This is a genomic window from Rhodobacter sp. CZR27, assembly GCF_002407205.1.
GTDB lineage: Bacteria > Pseudomonadota > Alphaproteobacteria > Rhodobacterales > Rhodobacteraceae > Cereibacter_A.
This window is the reverse complement of record NZ_CP023548.1, coordinates 3,181,064-3,201,621: the sequence shown is the minus strand read 5'-3', so window position 1 is coordinate 3,201,621 and position 20,558 is coordinate 3,181,064. Positions and strand designations below refer to the sequence as shown.

At 68.8% G+C, this 20,558-nt stretch carries 18 protein-coding genes; 13 read left to right on the top strand and 5 right to left on the bottom strand.

From position 1 onward, the window contains the following. Nucleotides 1-4: 4 nt before the first annotated feature. Complete coding sequence (locus tag CK951_RS15515) at nucleotides 5-181, top strand: hypothetical protein (RefSeq protein ID WP_096786978.1); 177 nt, start codon at nucleotides 5-7, stop codon at nucleotides 179-181. A gap of 51 nt (nucleotides 182-232) precedes the next feature. Here the strand turns inward: CK951_RS15515 and hemH are convergent, their stop codons facing one another. Together hemH and CK951_RS15505 are read right to left on the bottom strand one after the other, a co-directional pair. Beyond that, a complete protein-coding gene (hemH, locus tag CK951_RS15510; protein WP_096786977.1) occupies nucleotides 233-1,351 on the bottom strand; it encodes a ferrochelatase in 1,119 nt (372 codons plus the stop codon). 51 nt (nucleotides 1,352-1,402) lie between these two features. Continuing rightward, on the bottom strand, nucleotides 1,403-2,221 hold the full coding sequence (locus CK951_RS15505) for a methyltransferase domain-containing protein (protein ID WP_096786976.1): 819 nt from the start codon (nucleotides 2,219-2,221) through the stop codon (nucleotides 1,403-1,405). 33 nt (nucleotides 2,222-2,254) lie between these two features. Here CK951_RS15505 and CK951_RS15500 point away from each other — a divergent pair, with 33 nt between their 5' ends. The 11 genes from CK951_RS15500 to CK951_RS15450 all read left to right on the top strand — a co-directional run bounded on the left by CK951_RS15500 (nucleotide 2,255) and on the right by CK951_RS15450 (nucleotide 12,208). Beyond that, nucleotides 2,255-2,977 carry a ComF family protein gene (locus CK951_RS15500; RefSeq protein ID WP_096786975.1) on the top strand — a complete coding sequence of 241 codons (723 nt, stop codon included), beginning with the start codon at nucleotides 2,255-2,257 and terminating at the stop codon, nucleotides 2,975-2,977. 34 nt (nucleotides 2,978-3,011) lie between these two features. Next, nucleotides 3,012-3,269 carry a glutaredoxin 3 gene (gene grxC / locus CK951_RS15495; protein WP_096786974.1) on the top strand — a complete coding sequence of 86 codons (258 nt, stop codon included), beginning with the start codon at nucleotides 3,012-3,014 and terminating at the stop codon, nucleotides 3,267-3,269. A 6-nt stretch (nucleotides 3,270-3,275) separates the two neighbouring features. Then, nucleotides 3,276-4,106: a carbon-nitrogen hydrolase family protein gene (locus CK951_RS15490; protein ID WP_096786973.1), complete on the top strand. Its 831-nt coding sequence runs from the start codon at nucleotides 3,276-3,278 to the stop codon at nucleotides 4,104-4,106. Further along, complete coding sequence (locus CK951_RS15485) at nucleotides 4,106-4,549, top strand: MarR family winged helix-turn-helix transcriptional regulator (protein ID WP_096786972.1); 444 nt, start codon at nucleotides 4,106-4,108, stop codon at nucleotides 4,547-4,549. Before CK951_RS15490 ends, CK951_RS15485 begins: the two co-directional genes overlap by 1 nt. Then, a complete protein-coding gene (locus tag CK951_RS15480) occupies nucleotides 4,550-5,377 on the top strand; it encodes an NAD(P)-dependent oxidoreductase (RefSeq protein ID WP_096786971.1) in 828 nt (275 codons plus the stop codon). Beyond that, nucleotides 5,374-6,015 carry a sugar transferase gene (locus tag CK951_RS15475; RefSeq protein ID WP_096786970.1) on the top strand — a complete coding sequence of 214 codons (642 nt, stop codon included), beginning with the start codon at nucleotides 5,374-5,376 and terminating at the stop codon, nucleotides 6,013-6,015. The genes CK951_RS15480 and CK951_RS15475 overlap by 4 nt, the downstream gene beginning before the upstream one ends. Before the next feature lie 146 nt (nucleotides 6,016-6,161). Continuing rightward, nucleotides 6,162-8,054 (top strand): nucleoside-diphosphate sugar epimerase/dehydratase, encoded by a 1,893-nt coding sequence (locus CK951_RS15470; RefSeq protein ID WP_096787294.1) that lies wholly within the window; start codon nucleotides 6,162-6,164, stop codon nucleotides 8,052-8,054. Between the two features lie 87 nt (nucleotides 8,055-8,141). After that, nucleotides 8,142-10,310, top strand: coding sequence for a YjbH domain-containing protein (locus tag CK951_RS15465; protein ID WP_096786969.1), 2,169 nt, complete (start codon nucleotides 8,142-8,144; stop codon nucleotides 10,308-10,310). Then, on the top strand, nucleotides 10,289-10,972 hold the full coding sequence (locus tag CK951_RS15460) for a YjbF family lipoprotein (RefSeq protein ID WP_096786968.1): 684 nt from the start codon (nucleotides 10,289-10,291) through the stop codon (nucleotides 10,970-10,972). The genes CK951_RS15465 and CK951_RS15460 overlap by 22 nt, the downstream gene beginning before the upstream one ends. An 84-nt stretch (nucleotides 10,973-11,056) precedes the next feature. Beyond that, nucleotides 11,057-11,299 carry a hypothetical protein gene (locus CK951_RS15455; RefSeq protein ID WP_096786967.1) on the top strand — a complete coding sequence of 81 codons (243 nt, stop codon included), beginning with the start codon at nucleotides 11,057-11,059 and terminating at the stop codon, nucleotides 11,297-11,299. A 72-nt stretch (nucleotides 11,300-11,371) separates the two neighbouring features. Beyond that, nucleotides 11,372-12,208 carry a YihY/virulence factor BrkB family protein gene (locus CK951_RS15450; protein ID WP_096786966.1) on the top strand — a complete coding sequence of 279 codons (837 nt, stop codon included), beginning with the start codon at nucleotides 11,372-11,374 and terminating at the stop codon, nucleotides 12,206-12,208. Here CK951_RS15450 and CK951_RS15445 read toward each other — a convergent pair. The 3 genes from CK951_RS15445 to CK951_RS15435 all read right to left on the bottom strand — a co-directional run bounded on the left by CK951_RS15445 (nucleotide 12,202) and on the right by CK951_RS15435 (nucleotide 19,323). After that, nucleotides 12,202-16,035: a translocation/assembly module TamB domain-containing protein gene (locus CK951_RS15445; protein ID WP_096786965.1), complete on the bottom strand. Its 3,834-nt coding sequence runs from the start codon at nucleotides 16,033-16,035 to the stop codon at nucleotides 12,202-12,204. The genes CK951_RS15450 and CK951_RS15445 overlap by 7 nt on opposite strands. Continuing rightward, nucleotides 16,035-17,861 (bottom strand): autotransporter assembly complex family protein, encoded by a 1,827-nt coding sequence (locus tag CK951_RS15440; RefSeq protein ID WP_096786964.1) that lies wholly within the window; start codon nucleotides 17,859-17,861, stop codon nucleotides 16,035-16,037. Before CK951_RS15440 ends, CK951_RS15445 begins: the two co-directional genes overlap by 1 nt. A 187-nt stretch (nucleotides 17,862-18,048) precedes the next feature. Then, nucleotides 18,049-19,323 carry an ROK family protein gene (locus CK951_RS15435; protein WP_096786963.1) on the bottom strand — a complete coding sequence of 425 codons (1,275 nt, stop codon included), beginning with the start codon at nucleotides 19,321-19,323 and terminating at the stop codon, nucleotides 18,049-18,051. A gap of 193 nt (nucleotides 19,324-19,516) precedes the next feature. Between CK951_RS15435 and xylF the strand changes: the two genes are divergently transcribed. Continuing rightward, nucleotides 19,517-20,542: a D-xylose ABC transporter substrate-binding protein gene (xylF, locus tag CK951_RS15430; protein ID WP_096786962.1), complete on the top strand. Its 1,026-nt coding sequence runs from the start codon at nucleotides 19,517-19,519 to the stop codon at nucleotides 20,540-20,542. Nucleotides 20,543-20,558 lie beyond the last annotated feature (16 nt).

The window sequence follows — 20,558 nt, the reverse complement described above, 5'->3', positions numbered from 1 at the left end:
AAACATGAAGAAACTCGCTCTCGCCGCCGCCCTGTCGCTCGCGGCTTCGTCGGCTTTTGCCGGCGGCATGGCGGAGCCGGTCATGGAGCCGGCCGTCGTGGAAGCGGAAACCGCTTCCTCGGGCGGCATCCTGGTTCCGCTGATGCTGCTCGTCGTGGTCGCCGCGGTCGCCGCGAACTGATCGGCGCAGGATCGCAGGATCCCGGGCGGCGGGCTTGCCCGCCGCCTTTTTTCATGCCCGGGTCAGCCAGCCTGCAAGGTTGTCTTCGATCACCGCCGCCAGCGCGCGGATATGTGCCTCGTCGTCGTTCAGGCAGGGGATGTAGGTGAATTCCGCGCCGCCCGCTTCCTCGAAGGCCTCGCGGATCTCGCCGTTGATCTCTTCCAGCGTCTCGATGCAATCGGCTGAGAACGCGGGGGCAATGACCGCGATCCGTTTCTTCCCGGCCTTCGCGAGTTCCGCCACATGCTCCACGGTATAGGGCTTCAGCCACTCCTCGGGGCCGAAGACCGACTGGAAGGTCGTGTCGATCGAGCCCTCGGCCCAGCCCAGCCGGGCGCGCAGCAGGCGCGACGTCTTGGCGCACTGGCAGTGATAAGGATCGCCCGCCATCAGGTAGCGCTTGGGCATGCCGTGATACGAGGCGACCAGCACGTCCGGCCTGTGGTCGAGCGCGGCATAGGCCCGTTCCACCGATTGCGCGAGCGCGTCGATGTAGAGCGGATGCTCGTAGTATTCCGGCACGGTGCGCACGGCCGGCTGGCGCTTTACCTTCATCAGGGCGCGGAAGAACTGGTCGTTCGCCGTGGCCGAGGTCGCGCCGGCGTAATGCGGATAGAGCGGGAAGAACAGGATCTTCTCGCAGCCGGCCTCGACCAGTTCGCGCACCCGGCGCTCGGTCGAGGGGTTGCCGTAGCGCATGCAGAATTCGACGATCACGCGGTTGCCGAAGCGGGCGCGCATTTCCGCGCCGATCCTTGCCGTCTGGTCGCGGGTGATCGTCATCAGCGGGCTTTCGCCCTTCTCGTGGTTCCAGATCAGCTTGTAGTTCGCGCCCGAGCTGAAGGGGCGCTTGCTCAGGATCAGGATCTGCAGCAGGGGCTGCCACTTCCACGCCGGATAGTCGATCACGCGCTTGTCCGACAGGAACTCGTTCAGGTAGCGCCGCATCGACCAGTAGTCGTAATGGTCCGGCGTGCCGAGATTGGCCAGCAGGATGCCGATCTTGGGCTGCGGCAGGTCCGGATGGTCTGCCGGGGCATGCGCCAGCCGACCCTCGCCGGGGTGGATCGGCTCTTCGGCCCCAAGGGCACGTGCCTCCAGCGGCGTTGCTTGCAACATCGGCGTCATTCCGCTTCCAGACTTTCGGTCGTCAGACACATATAGGCATCTGGACCGGGGTCAACCATCGCCCTTAGGGATGGCATCCTTCCGTGCGGCCTCGAGCGCCTCGGCAAGGCTCTGGACGGCCGAGCCGGGACGAAGCGGCTTCTGCTGGCTCTCGTGCGGGCTCCAGCCGGTCAGGCAGATGATCTCGAACGTGGCCGAGATGCGGTCGCCGGCGCGGGACGGATAGCGGGCCTCGGTCTCGGCGAACAGCGCGCGACGGCTCGGACGGCGCAGGCGGGCCTCCAGCGCATTGCCTTCGCCCATCGCGCGCAGGTCGCGCATCAGGTGCAGGGTGTCGCGATAGCGCACCTCGCGCATGAGCGAGTCCGCGACCGGCAGGGCAAAGCCGGCCCGCTGCAGCAGGCCGCCGAGGTCGCGGATCTCGGCCATCGGCAGGACGCGGGGCGACAGGCCGCCCGTCACGGCGGCCTCGGCGCCCGCCAGTGCCACCCGCAGTTCCGAAAGCGTGCGCCCGCCCAGGAGCAGGCCAAGGAAAAGCCCGTCCGGTCTCAGCGCCCGACGGCACTGGACAAGCTGGCCCACCGGATCGTTGGCCCAGTGCAGCGCCATGGCGTGGATCACGAGATCATGCGCTGCCGGCTCCAGCTCCAGCGCGTCGTCGTCCGGCACGATCCGCGCCCCGGGCAGGCGGGGCTGCCAGACCTGCGGAAAAGCCGTCACCACGGCGGGTGCCGTAAACCTTCTGTTAACCTCGCTCAGTCTCTCCTCGACTTCGGCGGCGGCTTCCTCCTGCAGGAACAGCGCCGGGTCGCGCAGGGCGCGGGCACGGTTGCGGGCAAGGGCGGTGCGGTCGGTCAGAAGGGGGGTCATGGGGCCTCCGGTGCCGCAGGTAAGGGGGGTCCCATGGGATTGCAAGCCGTGCTCCGCCTGCTTTATCCGCCGCAATGCCTGCTGTGCGACACGCTGGTGACGACGGACTTCGGCCTTTGCGGCCCGTGCTGGCGCGACACGCCGTTCATCGCGGGCCTTGTCTGCGATCTCTGCGGGACGCCGCTGCCGGGGGAGGATCCCGGTCATCCGGTCCATTGCGATGACTGCCTGCAGCTCGAGCGGCCGTGGGCGCATGGCCGCTCGGCGATGCTTTACCGCGACAACGGGCGCAAGCTCGTGCTGGCGCTGAAGCACGGCGACCGGCTGGATCTGGCCACGCCCGCGGCGGGCTGGATCCTGAAGGCGGTCCGGCCGATCCTGACGCCGGGAATGCTGGTGGTGCCGGTGCCGCTGCACTGGACGCGGCTCGTGCAGCGGCGATGCAACCAGTCGGCGCTGCTGTCGGAGGCCCTCGCCCGGCAGGCGGGCCTTGATCATTGTCCCGATGCGCTGGTCCGGCCCCGCAATACCCATACCCAGGGCGGCCGCACGCGCGAGGGGCGCTTCGACAACATGACCGGGGCCGTCCTGCCCCATCCGACGCGAGGGGCGCATCTGCGCGGGCGCGAGGTTCTTCTGGTCGATGATGTGATGACCTCGGGCGCGACGTTGGCTGCCGCGACCGAAGCCTGCCTTTCGGCGGGCGCGGGGACGGTGTCTGTCGCGGTGCTGGCACGCGTTGCGAAGGATGCCTAAATCCCTATAGTCGCACTGACCGGAAGGGAAAGACATGAAGCCCGTCGAAATCTACACCACGCCGACCTGCGGCTACTGCCAGGCAGCCAAGGCCCTGCTGCGCCGCAAGGGCGTCCCCTTCGCCGAGATCGACGTCAGTGCCGACCCCTCGTTGCGCAACCGGATGACCGCGCGCGCAGGGGGCCGCCGGACCGTTCCCCAGATCTTCATCGGCGAGCACCACGTCGGCGGCTGCGACGACCTTCACGAGCTGGACGATGCCGGCAAGCTCGATCCGCTGCTGGCGGACTGAGGGACGATGCGCGCGGCCCTCGTGCAGCTTTCGGTGACGGACGACCCCGAGGCCAACTTGCCCGCCACGCTCGGCCACATCCGCGCGGCGGCCGAGGCGGGCGCCGGCTTCGTCCTGACACCGGAATGCACGGGCTGCCTGTCCTCGAGCCGCGAGCATCAGCGGCGCATCTTCCGCCACGAGGAGGAGGATGCCACCCTGGCAGCCCTGCGCGATCAGGCGGCGCGATCGGGGGTGTGGCTGCTGGTCGGCTCGCTGGGGCTGCTGACGCATGACGGCGACGGCCGCTTCGCCAACCGCAGCTTCCTGATCGGGCCGGATGGCGCGATCGTGGCGCGCTACGACAAGATCCACATGTTCGACGTGAACGTGTCCGAGACCGAGGTCTATCGCGAATCCGCGGCCTACAGGCCCGGTGCGCGGGCCGTCCTGGCCGACACGCCCTTCGGCCGGATCGGCATGACGGTGTGCTACGACCTGCGGTTCCCGCATCTCTACCGCCGCCTCGCGCAGGCAGGGGCCGAGATCCTGACGGTGCCGGCGGCCTTCAACCACCTGACCGGTGCCGCCCATTGGGAAGTGCTGCTGCGCGCCCGCGCGATCGAGACCGGCTGCATCGTCCTCGCCCCGGCGCAGACCGGCTTTCATGCCGAGGTGCATGGCAAGGGGCGCCGCACCCACGGCCACAGCCTTGCCGTTGCGCCCTGGGGCGAGGTGCTGGCCGATGCCGGAACCGAGACGGGCGTGACGCTGGTCGATCTCGACCTGTCGCAGGTGGCGCGGGCCCGGCACCGTGTGCCCTCGCTGGGCCATGACCGCCCCTTCGAAGGTCCCTGATGGCGGAGCGCAACGAGGAACTCGCGGTGGCGCTGTTCGGCGAGCTGTTCATGGCCGACCAGCTGGCGCGCAACCGGCTGTCGAAGGTGCTGCCGAAGGGGATGGAGCTGTCGCATTTCGGCGTGCTGAACCACCTCGCCCGCGCCGCCGAGGAGCGGACGCCGGCGCAGCTGGCGCGAGCGTTCCATGTCACGCGCGGGGCGATGACCAACACGCTGGCGAAGCTCGAATGGGCTGGTCATGTCCATATCCGGCCCGACTGGGATGACGCCCGGCGCAAGTTCGTCTCGATCAGCCCCTCCGGGCGGAAGGCCCGGGATGCCGCCGTCGAGGCCATCGCACCGCTGATCGCCGAGGTGGTCGAGGCGCTGGGCGCCGAGCGGGTCCGTTCCGTCCTGCCCGTGCTGCGCGAGATGCGCACCCGGTTCGAGCAGGAGGACTGAATGGCCACCCGGCTTCTGGTCCTGGGCTCGACCGGGCGGATCGGCCGCTTCCTGCGCCGCGCCTGGGAGACCCCGCCGGAGGATCTGGTTCCCCTCTGGCACGGTCGCAACGTGGGGGTGCCGTGGGACATGCTGGTGGAGCCCTTCCCCGGCGGCCGGGCCGACGTGGTGCTGAACCTGGCCGGGGTGACGGACCGCACAGGCCGGCTTTCCGACAACGTGCCGCTCGGGCTGGCCGGCTGCCATGCCGCCGAAGCCGCCGGTGCGCGCCATGTCTTCCTGCTGTCGTCCGGCGCGGTCTATGGCTCGGCCCGAACTTGCGACCTGCTGGAAACGGACGGGCCTGCGCCCGACCATCCCTACGGTCAGGCGAAGCTCGCGATGGAGCGCGCGGCGCTGGGCTGGGCCGAAACCGCGCGGCCGGGCCTGACGCTGCTGCGGCTTGGAAATGTCGCGGGGGCGGATGCGCTGCTGGGCACGGTGCGCCCGCCGGACCAGCCGGTGATCCTCGATCCCGTGCCCGGCGGCGGCGGCCCGGTCCGCACCTACATCGGCCCCCTCACGCTCGCCCGCGTTCTGGAGCGGCTGGTGTGGCTGGCGGCGCAGGGCACGGAGCTTCCGCGGGTGCTGAATCTGGGCGCGCCGCCCGCCGTGGACATGGCCGACCTGCTCGACGCCGCGGGTCTTGCCTGGCGCTGGGGTCCGCGGCGCGAGGGGGTAATCCCGCGCGTGGCGCTCGGGCTGGAGCGCCTGCAGGCGCTGTGCCCGTTGCCGGCCGATGCGGCACGGCCCGCAACGCTGGTGGCCGAATGGAGAACCCTGTCATGAGTCCCGCGAAGCGTGTTCTGGATGTGACCCTTGCCCTGCTGCTGATGCTTCTGCTGGCCGTTCCCTTTGCCGTGCTGCTTGTGGTGCTCCTCGCGGTCGAGGGTCGCCCGCTGTTCTACGTCGCCGAGCGGATGAAGGCGCCGGGCCAGCCCTTCGACCTGTGGAAGCTTCGCACCATGCGACCCGCAGCGCAGAACGCTGGGGTGTCGGGGGGCGACAAGCAGGACCGGGTAACGCGCACCGGCCGCCTTCTGCGCCGCAGCCGGCTCGACGAGGTGCCGCAACTCTGGAACGTGCTGAAGGGCGACATGAGCTTCGTGGGTCCGCGGCCGCCGCTTCGGCTTTATGTCGAACGGTTCCCCGCGCTTTATGCCCGGGTCCTTGAAAGCCGCCCCGGCATCACCGGCCTCGCGAGTCTCCATTTCCATCGCCATGAGGAGCGCCTGCTGTCGCGCTGCCGCTCGCCCGAGGAAACCGACGCGGTCTACAGTCGGCGCTGCATACCTCGAAAGGCGAGGCTCGACCTCATCTACCAGCGCCGACGCAGCCTTTGCATGGACCTGATGCTGATGCAGCAGACCATTCGGCGGGTGCTACTGTTGCGAAATAAGCAATCTTCCGCATCTGCGAAGCCCTGACACGCGGCCCGCGCTTGTGGTGATTCGTCGCGTCGTCTAGGTTTGACGCATTCGATTTCAGGCTTTTTCTCGGGCAGAGAAGTGTCGGGCAGGTGTTCGACGGACGGGCGAAATCCAATGAGACCGCGAAGAGGCAGGGCGTCCACGTGAGAAAATTCCTTTTCCAGCTCGTCGATCGTCTGACGAGGGGCCAGAAGCGCGGACTCCTTCTTCTGTCGGATGTCTGTGTGGCGCCTCTGGCACTGTTCGTCACGGGCCTGTTCATCCGCAGCGCGGGCGCAGGCTCGGGGCTCGAATGGATGCTGCCACCGGCGGCCGCTCTGCTTGCCTGTGCCGTGTCGCTGATCCTCGGGATGCCGCGGATCAAGCTGAACGCCTATGAATCGGTGGCCATCCTGAAGACGGCCGCCTTCGCCTCGATCCTGACGATGGGTCTGGCGCTTGTCGCCACGGTCGCCGGCATCGACGTCCCGGCGGCGGGGGCCATCCTGTTCGGCCTGCTGTTCTTCATCCTGTCGGTGGCGGCGCGGATGGCGATGCTGCACGCGCTGCTCTGGGTTCTCCAGATCGACCAGAAGGGCTGCCGCGTGCTGATCTATGGCGCGGGGAACACCGGAATGCAGCTTGCGGCGGCGCTGCGGTCGCGCGGAACGATCCGGCCCATCGCCTTCGTGGACGACAATCCCGCCCTGCAGGGCATGGTGATCGCGGGCCTGCGCGTCCATCCCTCGGACCGGATCGAGCGGCTGGTGCGCGAGCGGGACGTGACCCGCGTGCTGCTGGCCATGCCTTCGGAGTCGCCGGCCCGTCTGGCGCGGATCGACCAGCGGCTGCAGGTCATCGGCGTGGACGTCCATACCGTGCCCTCCTTCGCCCAGCTCGTGGGCGAGGAGAAGCTGGTGGACAACCTTTCTCCCTTCACGTTCGGCCGCTTCCTTGGCCGCCAGCAGATCGAGGATGCGCTGCCGCAGGGTGCCGACACCTATGTCGGACGCTCGGTGCTGGTGTCGGGTGCCGGCGGCTCGGTCGGGTCCGAACTGTGCCGCCAGCTCCTGCTGATCCGTCCGAAGCGGATCGTGATGTTCGAGATCAGCGAGATCGCGCTTTACAACATCGACCGCGAGTTGCGCGCCATGGCCGAAGGAACCGGCGTCGAGATCGTCCCGGTGCTGGGGTCGGTCACGGACGCGCGCATGTCCCGGATGGTGATGACGGAATACGATGTCGAGATCGTGTTCCATGCCGCGGCCTACAAGCATGTCCCGCTGGTCGAGTCGAACCCGATCGCGGGGCTGGCCAACAACGTGCTCGGCACCCGCACGCTGGCCGACGCCGCACACGAGGCGGGCGTCGCGCGCTTCATACTCGTCTCGACGGACAAGGCGGTGCGGCCGACGAACGTCATGGGCGCCTCGAAGCGGCTTGCGGAACTGGTGATCCAGGATCTGGCGAAGCGGTCGCGCGGCACGATCTTCTCCATGGTGCGGTTCGGCAACGTGCTGGGGTCCTCGGGCTCGGTCATCCCGCTCTTCAAGGAGCAGATCGCCGCGGGCGGTCCGGTGACCTTGACCCACGAGGACGTCACCCGCTTCTTCATGACCATCTCCGAGGCCGCGCGCCTCGTCCTGCTTGCCGGTTCATTCGCCCATCAGGGCGAAAGCCGGGGGGGCGACGTGTTCGTGCTGGACATGGGCAAGCCGGTGAAGATCCGCGACCTTGCGGTGCAGATGATCGAGGCCGCGGGCAAGTCGGTGCGCGATGCGCACAACCCTTCGGGCGACATCGAGATCGTGGTGACGGGCCTGCGCCCCGGCGAGAAGCTGCATGAGGAGCTTCTGATCGGCGAGGGCCTGCTGACCACGCCGCATTCCAAGATCCTGCGCGCGCAGGAGGACAGCCTGTCCGAACTCGAGATGGCGACGGCGCTGCGGGCGCTGCGCAGCGCGATGGCGACCGGCGACGCGCAGGCGGCGCGCCGCGTCATCCTCTCGTGGGTCGAGGGCTACCATCCGCCGGAAACCGTGGCCGCGAAGCGATAGCCGGCAAAGCTCTGCCGGTGCGGCGTTCGAAGGGCATTGTTCATGGTGGTGCGCCTGCCTAGAGTGCGGGCAACGAACGAGGTGACCATGGCGATGCCTTCCCCCGCGTCCCGGCGCGGCCTACTTGCCGGTGTGTCCTGCGCCGCCTTGGTGGCGACGGCCCCCGCGCTGTCCGAGACGCGGCCGACGCTGAACTTCTATGGAACCACCGGCCTGATGGACATGCCCTCGGGCGAGGCGCAGCCGGATGCCCTGTTCAACACCAGCCTGTCCAGTTTTGCCGGGATCAACCGCACGACCCTGACCTTCCAGGTCTTGCCCCGGGTGTCGGCCAGCTTCCGCTATACCGGGGTCGGCAGCTGGAACGAGACCATTCCCGAAACCGACCGGGTCGGGGTGGATTCCTTCGACACCTACTACGACCGCAGCTTCGACCTGCGGTTCCAGGCCTTCGAGGAAGGCCGCTACATGCCGTCGGTGACCGTTGGCCTGCAGGACTTCATCGGGACAGGTATCCTGAGCGCCGAATACATCGCGGCGACCAAGCACCTCATGCCGAACCTGAAGGTGACCGCGGGCCTCGGCTGGGGCCGGCTGGGCAGCTATGGCAGCTTCGGCGGCTTCGGGGATCGGCCCGAGTTCGAACCCAGCGAGGACGAGGGCGGCAACATCAACGCGGACCAGTGGTTCCGCGGCGACATGGCCGGTTTTGCGGGCATCGAGTGGCAGCCCAACGACCGGCTGAGCCTCAAGGTGGAATATTCCTCCGACGACTATGTCGAGGAGGCCGGGAACCGGAACATCTTCGAGCGGAAGAGCCCGTTCAACTTCGGCGCGGAATACGAGGTTTCGCCCGGCGTCCGGGTTGGCGCCTACTACATGTATGGCAGCGAGCTGGGCCTGGGCCTTCACTTCGTCATGAACCCGGACGACCGCGCGACCACCGGGCTCGTGGACAGCGCGCCGACGCCGGTGCGCCCGCGGCCCTCGCCCGCGGCCGATCCGGACGCCTGGTCGAAGGAATGGGTGACGCAGGCGGATGCCAACGGGCTGCTGCGCAACAACATGCAGAAGCAGCTCGACCAGGACGGCATCCTGATCGAGGCCTTCGGCAGCACCGCCACGACGGCCCAGATCCGCATCCGCAACATCCGCTACGATGCCGAGGCACAGGCCGTCGGGCGCACCGCCCGCGTGATGGCCTATGCGCTGCCGGCCTCGGTCGAGACCTTCGAGATCGTGCCCGTCGTGAACGGCACGCCGCTGTCGAAGGTCACGCTGCGCCGGTCGGATCTGGAGCGGCTGGAATTCGCGCCGGGTGCCGCCGAGGCGATCCGGGACCGCACGCTGATCGGCGAGGCAGGCGCTCCGATCGAGGGTCTGGCGTTCGATCCGAAGCGCTATCCGCGGTTCGGCTGGTCCTTCGGGCCCTTCGTCCGGACCAGCCTCTTCGATCCCGAACAGCCGGTGCGGGCGGATGTCGGCCTGCGCCTGCGCAGCCAGTACGAGGTTGCACCCGGCTTCATCCTGTCGGGTTCGGTCAGCCAGAAGCTGCTCGGCAACATCGAGGATGGCGAGGAATCCACCTCGGTGCTGCCGCATGTGCGTTCGGACTTCTCGCTCTACAGCGAGACCGACAGCGCGACCCTCGATAACCTGACCGCCGCCTGGTATGCGCGGCCGGGAACCGATCTCTACAGCCGGGTGACGGTCGGCTACCTCGAGCGGATGTATGGCGGCGCCTCGGCCGAGATGCTCTGGAAGCCGGTGAACAGCCGCCTCGCGCTGGGGGCCGAGATCAACTATGCCAAGAAGCGCGAATACGAACAGGGGTTCGGCTTCCTGTCGGGCGAGGACGCCTATGACGTTGTGACCGGCCATGCCTCGGTCTACTACGACTTCGGCAACCAGTTCCTCGGCCAGGTCGACGTGGGCCGCTACCTTGCCGGCGACTACGGCGCGACCTTATCGATCGACCGGGAGTTCGAGAACGGCTGGAAGGTCGGCGCCTTCGCCACCCTGACCGATGTCTCGTCAGAGGAGTTCGGCGAGGGATCCTTCGACAAGGGGATCCGGCTCCAGATCCCGCTGACGGTGCTTCTGGGCCAGCCGACACGCGAGACGGCAGCCTACACGATACGTCCGGTGACGCGCGACGGCGGCGCGATGCTGCGCGTGGACGGCCGGCTCTACGAGAGCGTGCGCCACTACCACACGCAGGAACTCGACGACCAATGGGGGAGATTCTGGAAGTGATGCGGCACGGGATCGGGGCCAGCCTTCTCGCCATCTGCGTGCTGCTTGCCGGCTGCGGCTCGGAAGAGGACACCAACGGGCGTGCGACCTTCATCAAGCAGGCGATCGGATCGATCGGCGGCAAGGACGACGCGAAGAAGCAGGACGGATCGACCCTGACGCGGGCGAAGCTGGCGCGGGTGACCTCGCCGCTGTCGGTCGTGACGGTCGAGGCGACAGGCGCCTGGGCGCTCATGGTGCCGTTCCAGAGGAACGGAACGGTCGAGACCTGGTCCTCGACCGACGACCGCACGATCGCGATGCGCGACGGCATCCTGCTGGCGACTCGCGGGCTGGGGGCGGACCTCATGTCGGTGGAAGCTCCGTCGGCGGCGCAGATCGCATCCGCCAGCGGCACCCATCGCCGCGTCCACTACCAGATCGACGGGCAGGACCAGACGGTCCGGACGGAATTCCGTTGCACTCTCGCAACGGATGGGATGAAAACGATCACTATCGTTCAGCGCAACTATGCCACCCGGCACGTCTTGGAGCATTGTGAAGGCTCTACGGGGCAGTTCACTAACGAATATTGGGTCGAGAATGCGGGATTCGTCCGGCAAAGTCGCCAGACTTTCGATCAGAAGCTCGGCAAGCTGAAAATAAGCCGGGTGATTGATTGACCTGGACCCAATCTTCGGACTTTTCTGGTGGTTGCCCCTATGGTATCAGGTAAACCAAGCGGCCATTATACTTGGAGAACGCACATGAAGAAACTTACTGCCCTCGTCGCGTCCACCGCGCTCGTCTCGTCCGCCATGGCGGCGTTCGCGGGCGGCCCGGTTGTCGTGGTTGACGAGCCAGAGCCGACCGCTGTCGTGGCGGCGGAAGAAACCGGCAGCCTCGGCACCGGCATCCTCCTCCCGGTTCTGGGCGGCGCCGCGCTGATCGCCCTGATCGCTTCTGACGACGACGACGACGACTCGTCGGACACCACCGACGCGGAATAATCGGGATCAGACCCGACTTTCTCGAAGGCCCGCGCAACCCGCGGGCCTTCGTCATTCTGTCGGAGGTGATGCGTGGCGGCCGAGGGATTCTGGCACTCGCGGTGGCGGCTGCTGGTGCGGCTTTACGACCGGATCGACTCGGCTGACCTCAACCTGGCCGCGGCGGGCATCGCCTTCTATGGCTTTCTGGCGATCTTCCCCGCCTTGGCCGCCCTGATCGCGATCTGGGGCTGGGCCTCGGATCCCGGCGTGATCCGCAGCCAGATCGAGCTGGCGCAGGATTTCCTGCCCGAGCAGGCCTATGTCCTGTTCCATGACCAGGTCGAGGCATTGCTGGCCGCAAATTCCCGCCACCTCGGCTGGACGAGCCTGCTGTCCACCCTCATCGCGATCTGGTCGGCCCGCGCCGGCGTCGCCGCGCTGATCCGCGGCCTGAACGCCACGCACCGCCTGCCGAACCGAACCGGCCCCTGGCACATCGTCCGCGCGATGGTGCTGACCATGACGCTGGTGGGGGTGGGTCTCGTCGCGATGCTGCTCTCGGTCGTGGCCCCGCTCGTCCTCACCTTCCTGCCGCTCGGCAGCTTCAACCAGCAGGTGCTGGAGCTTGCCAACGTCGGCGTGGGTATCCTGCTGGTGGTGTTCGGCGTGGCGCTGGCCTATCGCCTGGGCCCGAACCGGCCCAAGGGCAGCCCGCGACCCATCGTGACCTGGGGTCTTGCCGTGGCCGTGGCGCTCTGGGCGCTCGCCTCGCGCGGGCTGGTCTTCTACCTAGCGAACTTCGCCAATTACAACGAGGTCTATGGGTCCATCGGCGCGGTGGTGGCGCTTCTGGTCTGGCTCTACCTCAGCGCCTTCGCGGTGCTGCTCGGCGCGGCGGTTGATGCCGTCCGCGCCGCGCCTCAGTAGTCGCCTTCGAAGAAGACGCCGATGCTGGTGTCGCCGGTGTTGTCCGCGCTGCCCCGCAGGGTGATGCTTGGCGTCACGTCGAGGTTCAGGTTGATCTCGCTCTCGCCCTGCTGGTCGACCTCGACCTCGGTATAGACGTTCTCCGAGATATACTTGCCCGCCTTCAGCGACGCGCTTCCGTCCTCGCTCGTGGACACGTCCAGATCATCGAGGCCGAAGCCCTGGCGCAGCCGACCGATCACGCCCTCGCCGCCGCGGCCCGCCAAGGTTGCAACCGCACTGGCGAGTTGTGCCGCCTGCAGCGGGCTGATCGTGTCGAGGCCCCGGCCGAACAGCAGGCGCGAGATGACCTCTTCCTCCGGCAGTTCCGGAACCGAGGTGAAGCTGACGTCCGGCTCGTCGGCGCGACCCTCGATCACCACCGCGGTCGTGATGCCGTCGCTCTCAGTCGAGGCGACGACCCGCAGGAAGGGCACGAAATCGCCCTCCAGCAAAAGCTGTGCCTCGCTCAGCACCAGCCGCTTGCCAAGGATGTCGAGCCGCCCGCGGATCAGGTTGAAGGCACCGCTGGGCACGACGTTCGCAGTGGTTCCCGAGAGCTGCAACTCGCCCCCCAGCTCCGCGTCGAGGCCGCGCCCGCGCACGAAGATGCGGTTCGGCGCGCTGATCAGCAGATCGAGCGGATAGGGCTGGGCGGTGGACGCGCCATTGCCGTCCTTGCCGTCCTCCAGCATCCCGGCCCGAACACGTGTCCTGTGCACCGCCGGTGGCTCGTTGCGGTGCTGAAGGTTCGTCAGCCCGCTCGCTCCGCCGAAGCCCGTCGAAGGAATGCGCAGCTCGGTTTCCTCGAGACCGATCCGTCCGGCGATGCGCGCGCCTCCGCTCAGCGGACCGCTGATGGTGACGAGGCCGCTCGCCGTGGTCTCGAACAGGTTCGGGTCGCGCAGGACCGCGCGGCCGATGTCGATCGATAGATCGGCGGGGAAGGGGGAGGTCAGACCGATCCCGCCGCTGACCGAGAGGCGTCCGCCGCCGGTCGGCCGGCCGTAGATCGCGACATTGGCCCGGCCGCCGGCCAGATCCACCGTGCCGCGCAGCGCCTCGATGGCAAGACCGAGGCTCGGGTCGGCAAGCCGGCCGTCCGACAGGGTGATCCGGCCCGAGACCGAGGACAGCGCCGGCTGCCCGTTCACCCGCAGATCGAACCGGACCGGCCCGGATACGCTGCGCGGCGCAATGAAGGCATCCGCCAGCGCGGCCTGCGCCGTTCCGGTCACGCCGAGGTTCAGCGTCGAGAAATTCGCGGCCGCGCTCCCCTGCGCCCTGAGGTCGATCTGCCCCGGCCCCTGCGCGCGCAGGTCGATCCGGTAGCCCTCGCCGCCCGAGGCGACGGTGCCGCGCAGGGTGAGCGGCCCGGGAAACTGCGGCGCGATCAGGCCGAGGTTTGCCATCCGCGCATCGAGCGTCACGGTGCGCCCCGCGGCGCCGGCCGAGCCCTGCGCGCTGACGGCAAGCTGCGGGTTGCGCATCTCGGCGCGGTCGATCTGGACCATGCCGTTCTCCAGACGGACCTGCGCGGACAGGATGCTCTCGCCGCGCAGCAGGCTGTTGGCCTGATCCTGCCCGACGCGAAGGTCGCGAGCGCGTGCATCGGCGGTGATGATGGCCCTTTCGGCATTGCCACGGAAGCCGGCCTGCGCCTCCAGCGAACCGCCGAAGCCGCTGCCGAGCGGCGCGAGATCGGTGAACGAAAGGTCGGCCGTCACGTCGCTGTCCTCGGCGGCGAGCCTGCCGGTTGCCGACAGCCGCAGGGTCCGGGCGTTCACCGTCGCCCGCTCCAGCAGCAGCGCCCGGTTCTCGAGCCGCCCCGCGAGGTCGATGGTCGAGGCCCCGCGAAGCATGCCGTCCACCTGCGGCTGGCCCACCTGCAGGTCGTTGCCCTGTGCGTTGACCTCCACCCGGCCCGCATCCGGCGTGCCGGTGAAGCGGGCATCGGCTTCCATCCGGCCGCGGTAGCGCGGACCGAGCACCGACAGGTCGGAAAAGTCGAGCCGGGCCGAGATGTCGCTTCCCGCGGTTGCGACCGTGCCCGAGGCGGTGGCCGTCAGGGTGCGTGCCTCGATCCGCAGGTCGCGCAGGCGGGTGCCCTGCGTGTCCCGCAGCAACGAGATCGCGACGCGGGACTCGCCCTTCAGCAGGTTGTCGACCTCGGGTAGCCCCATGGCGAGATCCGTGCCCGTCACCGTAGCCTGCGCGTCGATCGCGCCCGAGATAAGGCTGGTGGACCCCGAAACGGTGGCGGTGCCGCGTCCGTTCAGCGGACGGCCCGCCAGACCCGAGAAGCGCGAGAGGTCGTCGAACCGGACCGACGCATCCCCCGCAACCGTCAGTCCGCTGCTCAAGCCGTCAAGCGTCAGGTTCGCGGTCAGACCATAGTTGCTGCCGTCGAGCGTGAATTCCGGCAGGGTCAGCCCGTCGCCGCCCTCGACCCACGAGAACCGCGTGCGGCCCGAGATCTCGGATCCGAGGGCCGTGGCGAGATCGGGGTCGGCCGGCGTCAGGTCCTGCGCGGCAAAGTCCAGCGTGCCCTCGACCGTTGCGGTGGCTTCCGTGCCGGTGCGGGCGATCCGTCCCGCTCCGTCCAGCGAGAACAGCCGCGCGTCGAGGTCCGGCCGGTCAAGATCCGCGACACGCAGCCGGGCCGTCCAGGCCTCGCCCTGCGCGGCGTCGTAGCTGATGTCCAGATCGGCGCTGCCGATCCGCGTCTCGGGCCCGTTCAGCGGCAGCAGCACGGGCTGGCCATCGGCCGAGGCGATCCGGCCCTGAAGCGCGATCCGCTCGGGCAGGCCATCCGCTGCCAGAACCAGATTGCCCTGAAGCTGCAGCGCCTGTGTCGAAAGCAGCAGGCGGCTCAGGTCCAGCCGGCCATCCGCCGCCCGGGCCCCTGCCACGTCGAGCCGCACGTCGGGCCCGAAGAACGAGGCATATTGCGGCAGGAACATCGGCACCACGTCGCCGCCAAGCTGCGCCGCGAATTGCCGGCCCGACGCCGTATCGCCCTGAACCGTCACGCGGCCGGCCAGACGCTCCTGCCCCTCGGTCAGCAGTCGGATGTCGGCGGCATAGTCCGTGATCGGCCCGGTCCCCTTCACGGTCAGTTCCAGCGGCGGAGTTCCCGGCAGCCCCATCAGGGTCGATGCGATGCCGTTCTCGGCCTCGGTAAGGTCGAGGTCGAGCGCCAGTTCGCGCGTGATGTTGGAGTAGCTCGCCGAAAGGCGCAGTTCGCCCTGCTGCCCGTCGGTGCGCCGCAGCTGGAGCTGCGTCTGCCCCGCGCCGCCGGACAGCGAGCCGGAGGCTTCCACCGTGGCCTCGACCGGGCTGCCGAGAACGGGCTGGCCCAGCACCAGCCGGTCCGCCGCGATCCGGCCGATCTCGACCGACACGGGCAGCTCGGGCAGGGAAAAGTCCCAGGCCTCGGGCGAAGGCGGCTCGGGCCCGCCGGCGGCTGCGGGAAGCCGTTCCAGCAGGATTTCGGCTGCCGCAAGCTCCGATACCGACAGCCGCCCCGACAGCAGCGCCGAGCGGCTCCAGTCCAGGACCACCTTGTTCAGCGTCAGCCAGATCCCCTGATCGTCGGCGATGGTGAGCCGCTCGATGGTGGCCCGCGACGATAGCGCGCCGCGGAAGCCGTCGATCCGCACCTCGCGCCCGGCCGAGGACAGGTTGTCCTCGATCAGGCCGACAAGGAAGCCGCGGTCCTCCGCCTCGGACTGGGCGAAGGCCGCGACGGGCAGGAGGAGCCAGAGGAGGAAGAGGATGATCCGCATCAGAAGGCCTGCCCGATACCCACGTAGATCTGCACCCCGTCCCCGGTGTCGCCGCCGACCGGGCCGGCCACGTCCACCCGGATCGGTCCGAAGCCGGTGTCGTAGCGCACGCCAAGGCCCGCGCCCGCGTGCCACTCGTCACGGTCCGAGTCGATGTCCTCGGCGGTGACATAGCCCGCATCCGCGAAGGCCACGACGCCGATCCGCTCGGTGATCGGTGCGCGCAGTTCGGCCGAAAGCGCGGCGAAGCGCGTGCCGCCGATCTTGTAGTCGGGGTTCTCGGGATCGGGGCGCACGCCGAGCGATTGGTAAGGCTGGCCCCGCACCGTGCCGCCGCCGCCCGAATAGAACAGGTAGTCGCGCGGCGTCTCGAGCAGGTCCGAGCCGAACACCGCCCCGGCCTGCGCCCGCCCGGCCAGCACGAAGGGACGCTCCTCGGCGCCGAAGCCGAAGAAGGCGCGGCTGTCCAGCGTCAGCTGCCCGCCCGATCCCGTGTCGTCGAAGCCGAGGAAGGGCGTCGCGCCGGCCGATACGAAATAGCCCTTCGTCGCGTCCAGATCGTCGTCGCGGGTGTTCCAGATCAGCGAGGTCGGCAGCGAGACGTATTCGTAGATGTAGGCGCCGTTCTCGTCCTCGACATCGGAATAGGCATAGCCGATGCCGACGCTGCCGGTCAGCCGGTCGCTGAAGACCCGGCTGAGGCTCGTGGTGAGCGAGGTCGTGTCGGCGAGGTAGTCCTCTTCGTCCAGCCGCTCGATCTCGATGCCGAAGCTGAGCGTCGTGTCCGCGACCGGCGTTGCGGGCCGGTCGAGCGTGACGCCCAGCCGGTAGTCCACCCCGCTGTTGGCCGCGCCGAGGTTGTCGACCTCGCCGCCCACCGTCAGCCGCTCGCCGCCGCCGAGGAAGTTGCGGTGGATCCACTCGCCGCTGACCGTCGCGCCTTCCGAACTCGAAATCTCGACGCCGAAGCTGTAGTGGCGGGGAAGCTCGTCCACCAGGGTCGCGGTGATGCCCAGCAGGTCCGGAGGCGTCACCGCCTCGTCCTCGGTAAGGCTGACCGAACGGAACACCCCCGTCCGGCGCAGGCGTTCGGCGCTGTCCTCGAGTTCCTCGGGATCGTATTGCTGGCCGGTCGGCAGGCTGGCGATCTTGCGGATGCGCCGCTCGCTCATCCGGGTCTGGCCCTGGATGCGCAGGTCGCCGAAGCGCAGCCGGGGGCCGGGCGCCATGCGGATGTCGGCATCGAGCGTGCGCCGCTCGTGATCGGCGACCACGGTTTCCGAGCCGATGTCGACCTTGGCGTGGCCAACGCCGCGCCAGCCCTCTGCCGCGGCGCGCACCGAGTCCTGCACAAGGCCGCTGCGCGCGCGCTCGCCGGTGCGGAAACCGTCAGGCAGGTCCGTCTCGGGCGCGAGCGGCGCGACCCGGGCCACGCCGAAGCGGAAGGGGGGGCCTACCTGCACGAGAACCTCGATCTTGCGGATCGTCTCGGGGGCGTCGAGCGGCGGGATGGCGGCCGCCTCGCGGCCGTCGACCAGCACGCTAACCACCGGGGAGTAGTAGCCGAGGCCGTAGAGCGCGGTGACGAGCCGGCCGTATTCCGCCCGGGCGGCGCCGAACAGGTCCTGCGCCTCCTCGTCCTCTTCGGCGCGGGTGGCGATCAGCGCCGAGGCGCCCTTGATCGCCCGTTCGACTTCGTCATTGCCGCCGCTGACGCGGAATTCCAGCCGATCCAGCGCCTGGGCGGTAGGCACGGCCGAGGTGACGGCAAGTCCGAGAACCCCGGCAAGTATGCCAAGCGACCGGAAGTTTGACACGGAACGCATCCTCCCCCGAAAGGCGTCTGTCGAAAAAACTATCGCAGGTTGCCCTGCACGCAGCAATCGGCTGAACCCGCCAGCCACGGTCGATTCGGGGCCAGTATGACAGAACGGCGCCTTTCCGCCGGAAGTTCCCGACTTTCACCGGCTTCGCGACCGAACCTCATGTGGCCGTTGCGCCACGCCGGGCGGGCTACTCCGCCGCCTCGCGCATCGGGCAAAGCAGCCGGTCGCTCACCGCCGAAAGGGCGAGCGCGGCCGCGCCATGTGCCCAGAGCATCTCGCCCCAGGCGTGGATCTCGATCTCGGGCAGCGGCCGGCCCGTGTCGAGCACGAGGGCGCTCATTTCGGCCAGGGTATCCTCGGCATAGAGGTAGTCGAAGCGCAGCCGTGCGCCCGCAAGGATGATCAGCGGCGGGTCGAACAGGTTGACGACATTCCCGAGACCGACCGCCAGATAGCGCCCCGCGCGACGGAAGATCGACCGCGCGGCATGGTTGCCGGCCTTTGCATGGTCATAGAGGCTTTCCAGCAGCACCATCATCGACTGGCCGTCGCGGTGGGTCCAGTTCAGGGCGGTCGTCGCCTCGCGCGCCAGTGCGTAGTCGGCGACATAGGCCTCGAGGCAGCCGCGCTGTCCGCAGCGGCAGAGCGCGCCATCAAGCTGCACCTTCGTGTGTCCCAGTTCCATGCCGATCCCGCGGGCGCCGCGAAAGATCCGGTGGTTCGCCACCATGCCCATTCCCAGGCCGTGCTCGATCGTGACCACGGCGAAGTCCGACAGGCGGCGACCCGCGCCGAACCAGAGTTCCGCCATCGCGCAGAGGTTGGCATCGTTGTCGATCTGCACCGGTGTGCCGAGTCGCTCGCTTGCCAGCGCGCCGAGCGGCACGCCGCGCTCCGCCAGGATCGAGGACCAGAGCACCCGGCCCCGCGCGCTGTCCACGTAGCCCGGCAGGCCGATCCCGACTGCCGAGAGGTCGCCGCGCGCCATGCCGATCTTTGCGGTCACGCGGCAGACCAGCGCCTCGACCACATCCAGCACCTCGGACGCCGAGAGCGCGACCGGCCGGCGCTCCTCGTGATGCTCGGCCAGCAGCCGGCCGGCGAAATCCATCACCACCGCCGACAGGTCGCGGTCCGAGATCTTCAGGCCCACCACATGATGCGCCGCGGCCCGCACCCCGAGGGCGACCGCCGGGCGGCCGCGCCCGCCCTCCGCCTCGCGCGGGGCGGCCACTTCCTCGACCAGACCGGCCTCGATCAGTTCCGAGGTGATGGTGGTGATCGTGGCGGGGCTGACGCCCAGTTCGCGCGCCACCTGCGCCCGCGCGGTCAGTCCCGCGGCCCGCACCCGGTCGAACACCTGCTGGCGGAGCGGGCGGGAGACCTCGGCCAGCGGCGGAACGAGCGGCCCGCAGCCCAGCGACGGATCGGGCGCGGGTCGCTTCCGGATCTGCCGCTTCATTTGTTCTCGCTCCTAACTAATAATCCGGCTTGCCGTGCGTTGTCTGCCCACTATCGGCGGCGAGGCCGCGCAAACCTGCCTCGCTCAGCGGCAAGGGCAGAGTGATCCGCGAACTTTACTTTGACAACTGAAAATATTCGCGAGAGGCTGTCGGCGCTGCGGCGATTCCGCAGCAACCAATGGGAGGATAACAATGCGGAATGCCCTTATGGCCGCCGTGCTTGCCACGGCCGGCTTTTCCTCTGCCGCGCTGGCGCAGGATCTGACGGTTGGCGTCAGCTGGTCGAACTTCCAGGAGGAACGGTGGAAGACCGACGAAGCCGCCATCAAGCAGGCGCTCGAGGCGGCTGGTGCCACCTATGTCTCGGCCGATGCTCAGTCGTCCTCGGCCAAGCAGCTGTCGGATGTCGAGGCGCTGATCTCGCAGGGCGTCAATGCGCTCATCATCCTGGCACAGGATGCCGACGCCATCGGGCCCGCCGTTCAGGCCGCGGCCGACGAAGGCATTCCGGTCGTGGCCTATGACCGGCTGATCGAAGATAACCGTGCCTTCTACCTGACCTTCGACAACGTGGAGGTGGGCCGCATGCAGGCCCGCGCCGTCTTCGAACAGGCGCCGAAGGGCAACTACGTCATGATCAAGGGCAACGCGGCCGATCCGAACGCCGACTTCCTGCGCGGCGGCCAGCAGGAGGTGCTGCAGGCCGCGATCGACGCGGGCGACATCAAGATCGTGGGCGAGGCCTATACCGACAGCTGGCTGCCCGCCAACGCCCAGCGGAACATGGAGCAGATCCTGACCGCGAACGACAACCAGGTCGATGCCGTCGTGGCCTCCAACGACGGCACCGCGGGCGGGGCGATCGCCGCGCTGACCGCGCAGGGGATGCAGGGCATCCCGGTCTCGGGCCAGGACGGCGACCATGCCGCGCTGAACCGGATCGCGGCCGGCACGCAGACGGTTTCAGTCTGGAAGGACTCGCGCGAGCTGGGCAAGGCCGCGGCCGAGATCGCCGTGGCGATGGCCAAGGGGACCGCGATGGAAGGGGTCGAGGGCGCCGAGAAATGGACCTCGCCCAAGGGCACCGAGATGAACGCCGTGTTCCTCGAGCCGGTGCCGATCACCAAGGACAACCTTTCCGTCGTCGTCGACGCGGGCTGGATCTCGAAGGAGACGCTCTGCCAGGGCGTGACCAACGGCCCCGCCCCCTGCAACTGATCCGAGCGGGCGCCCC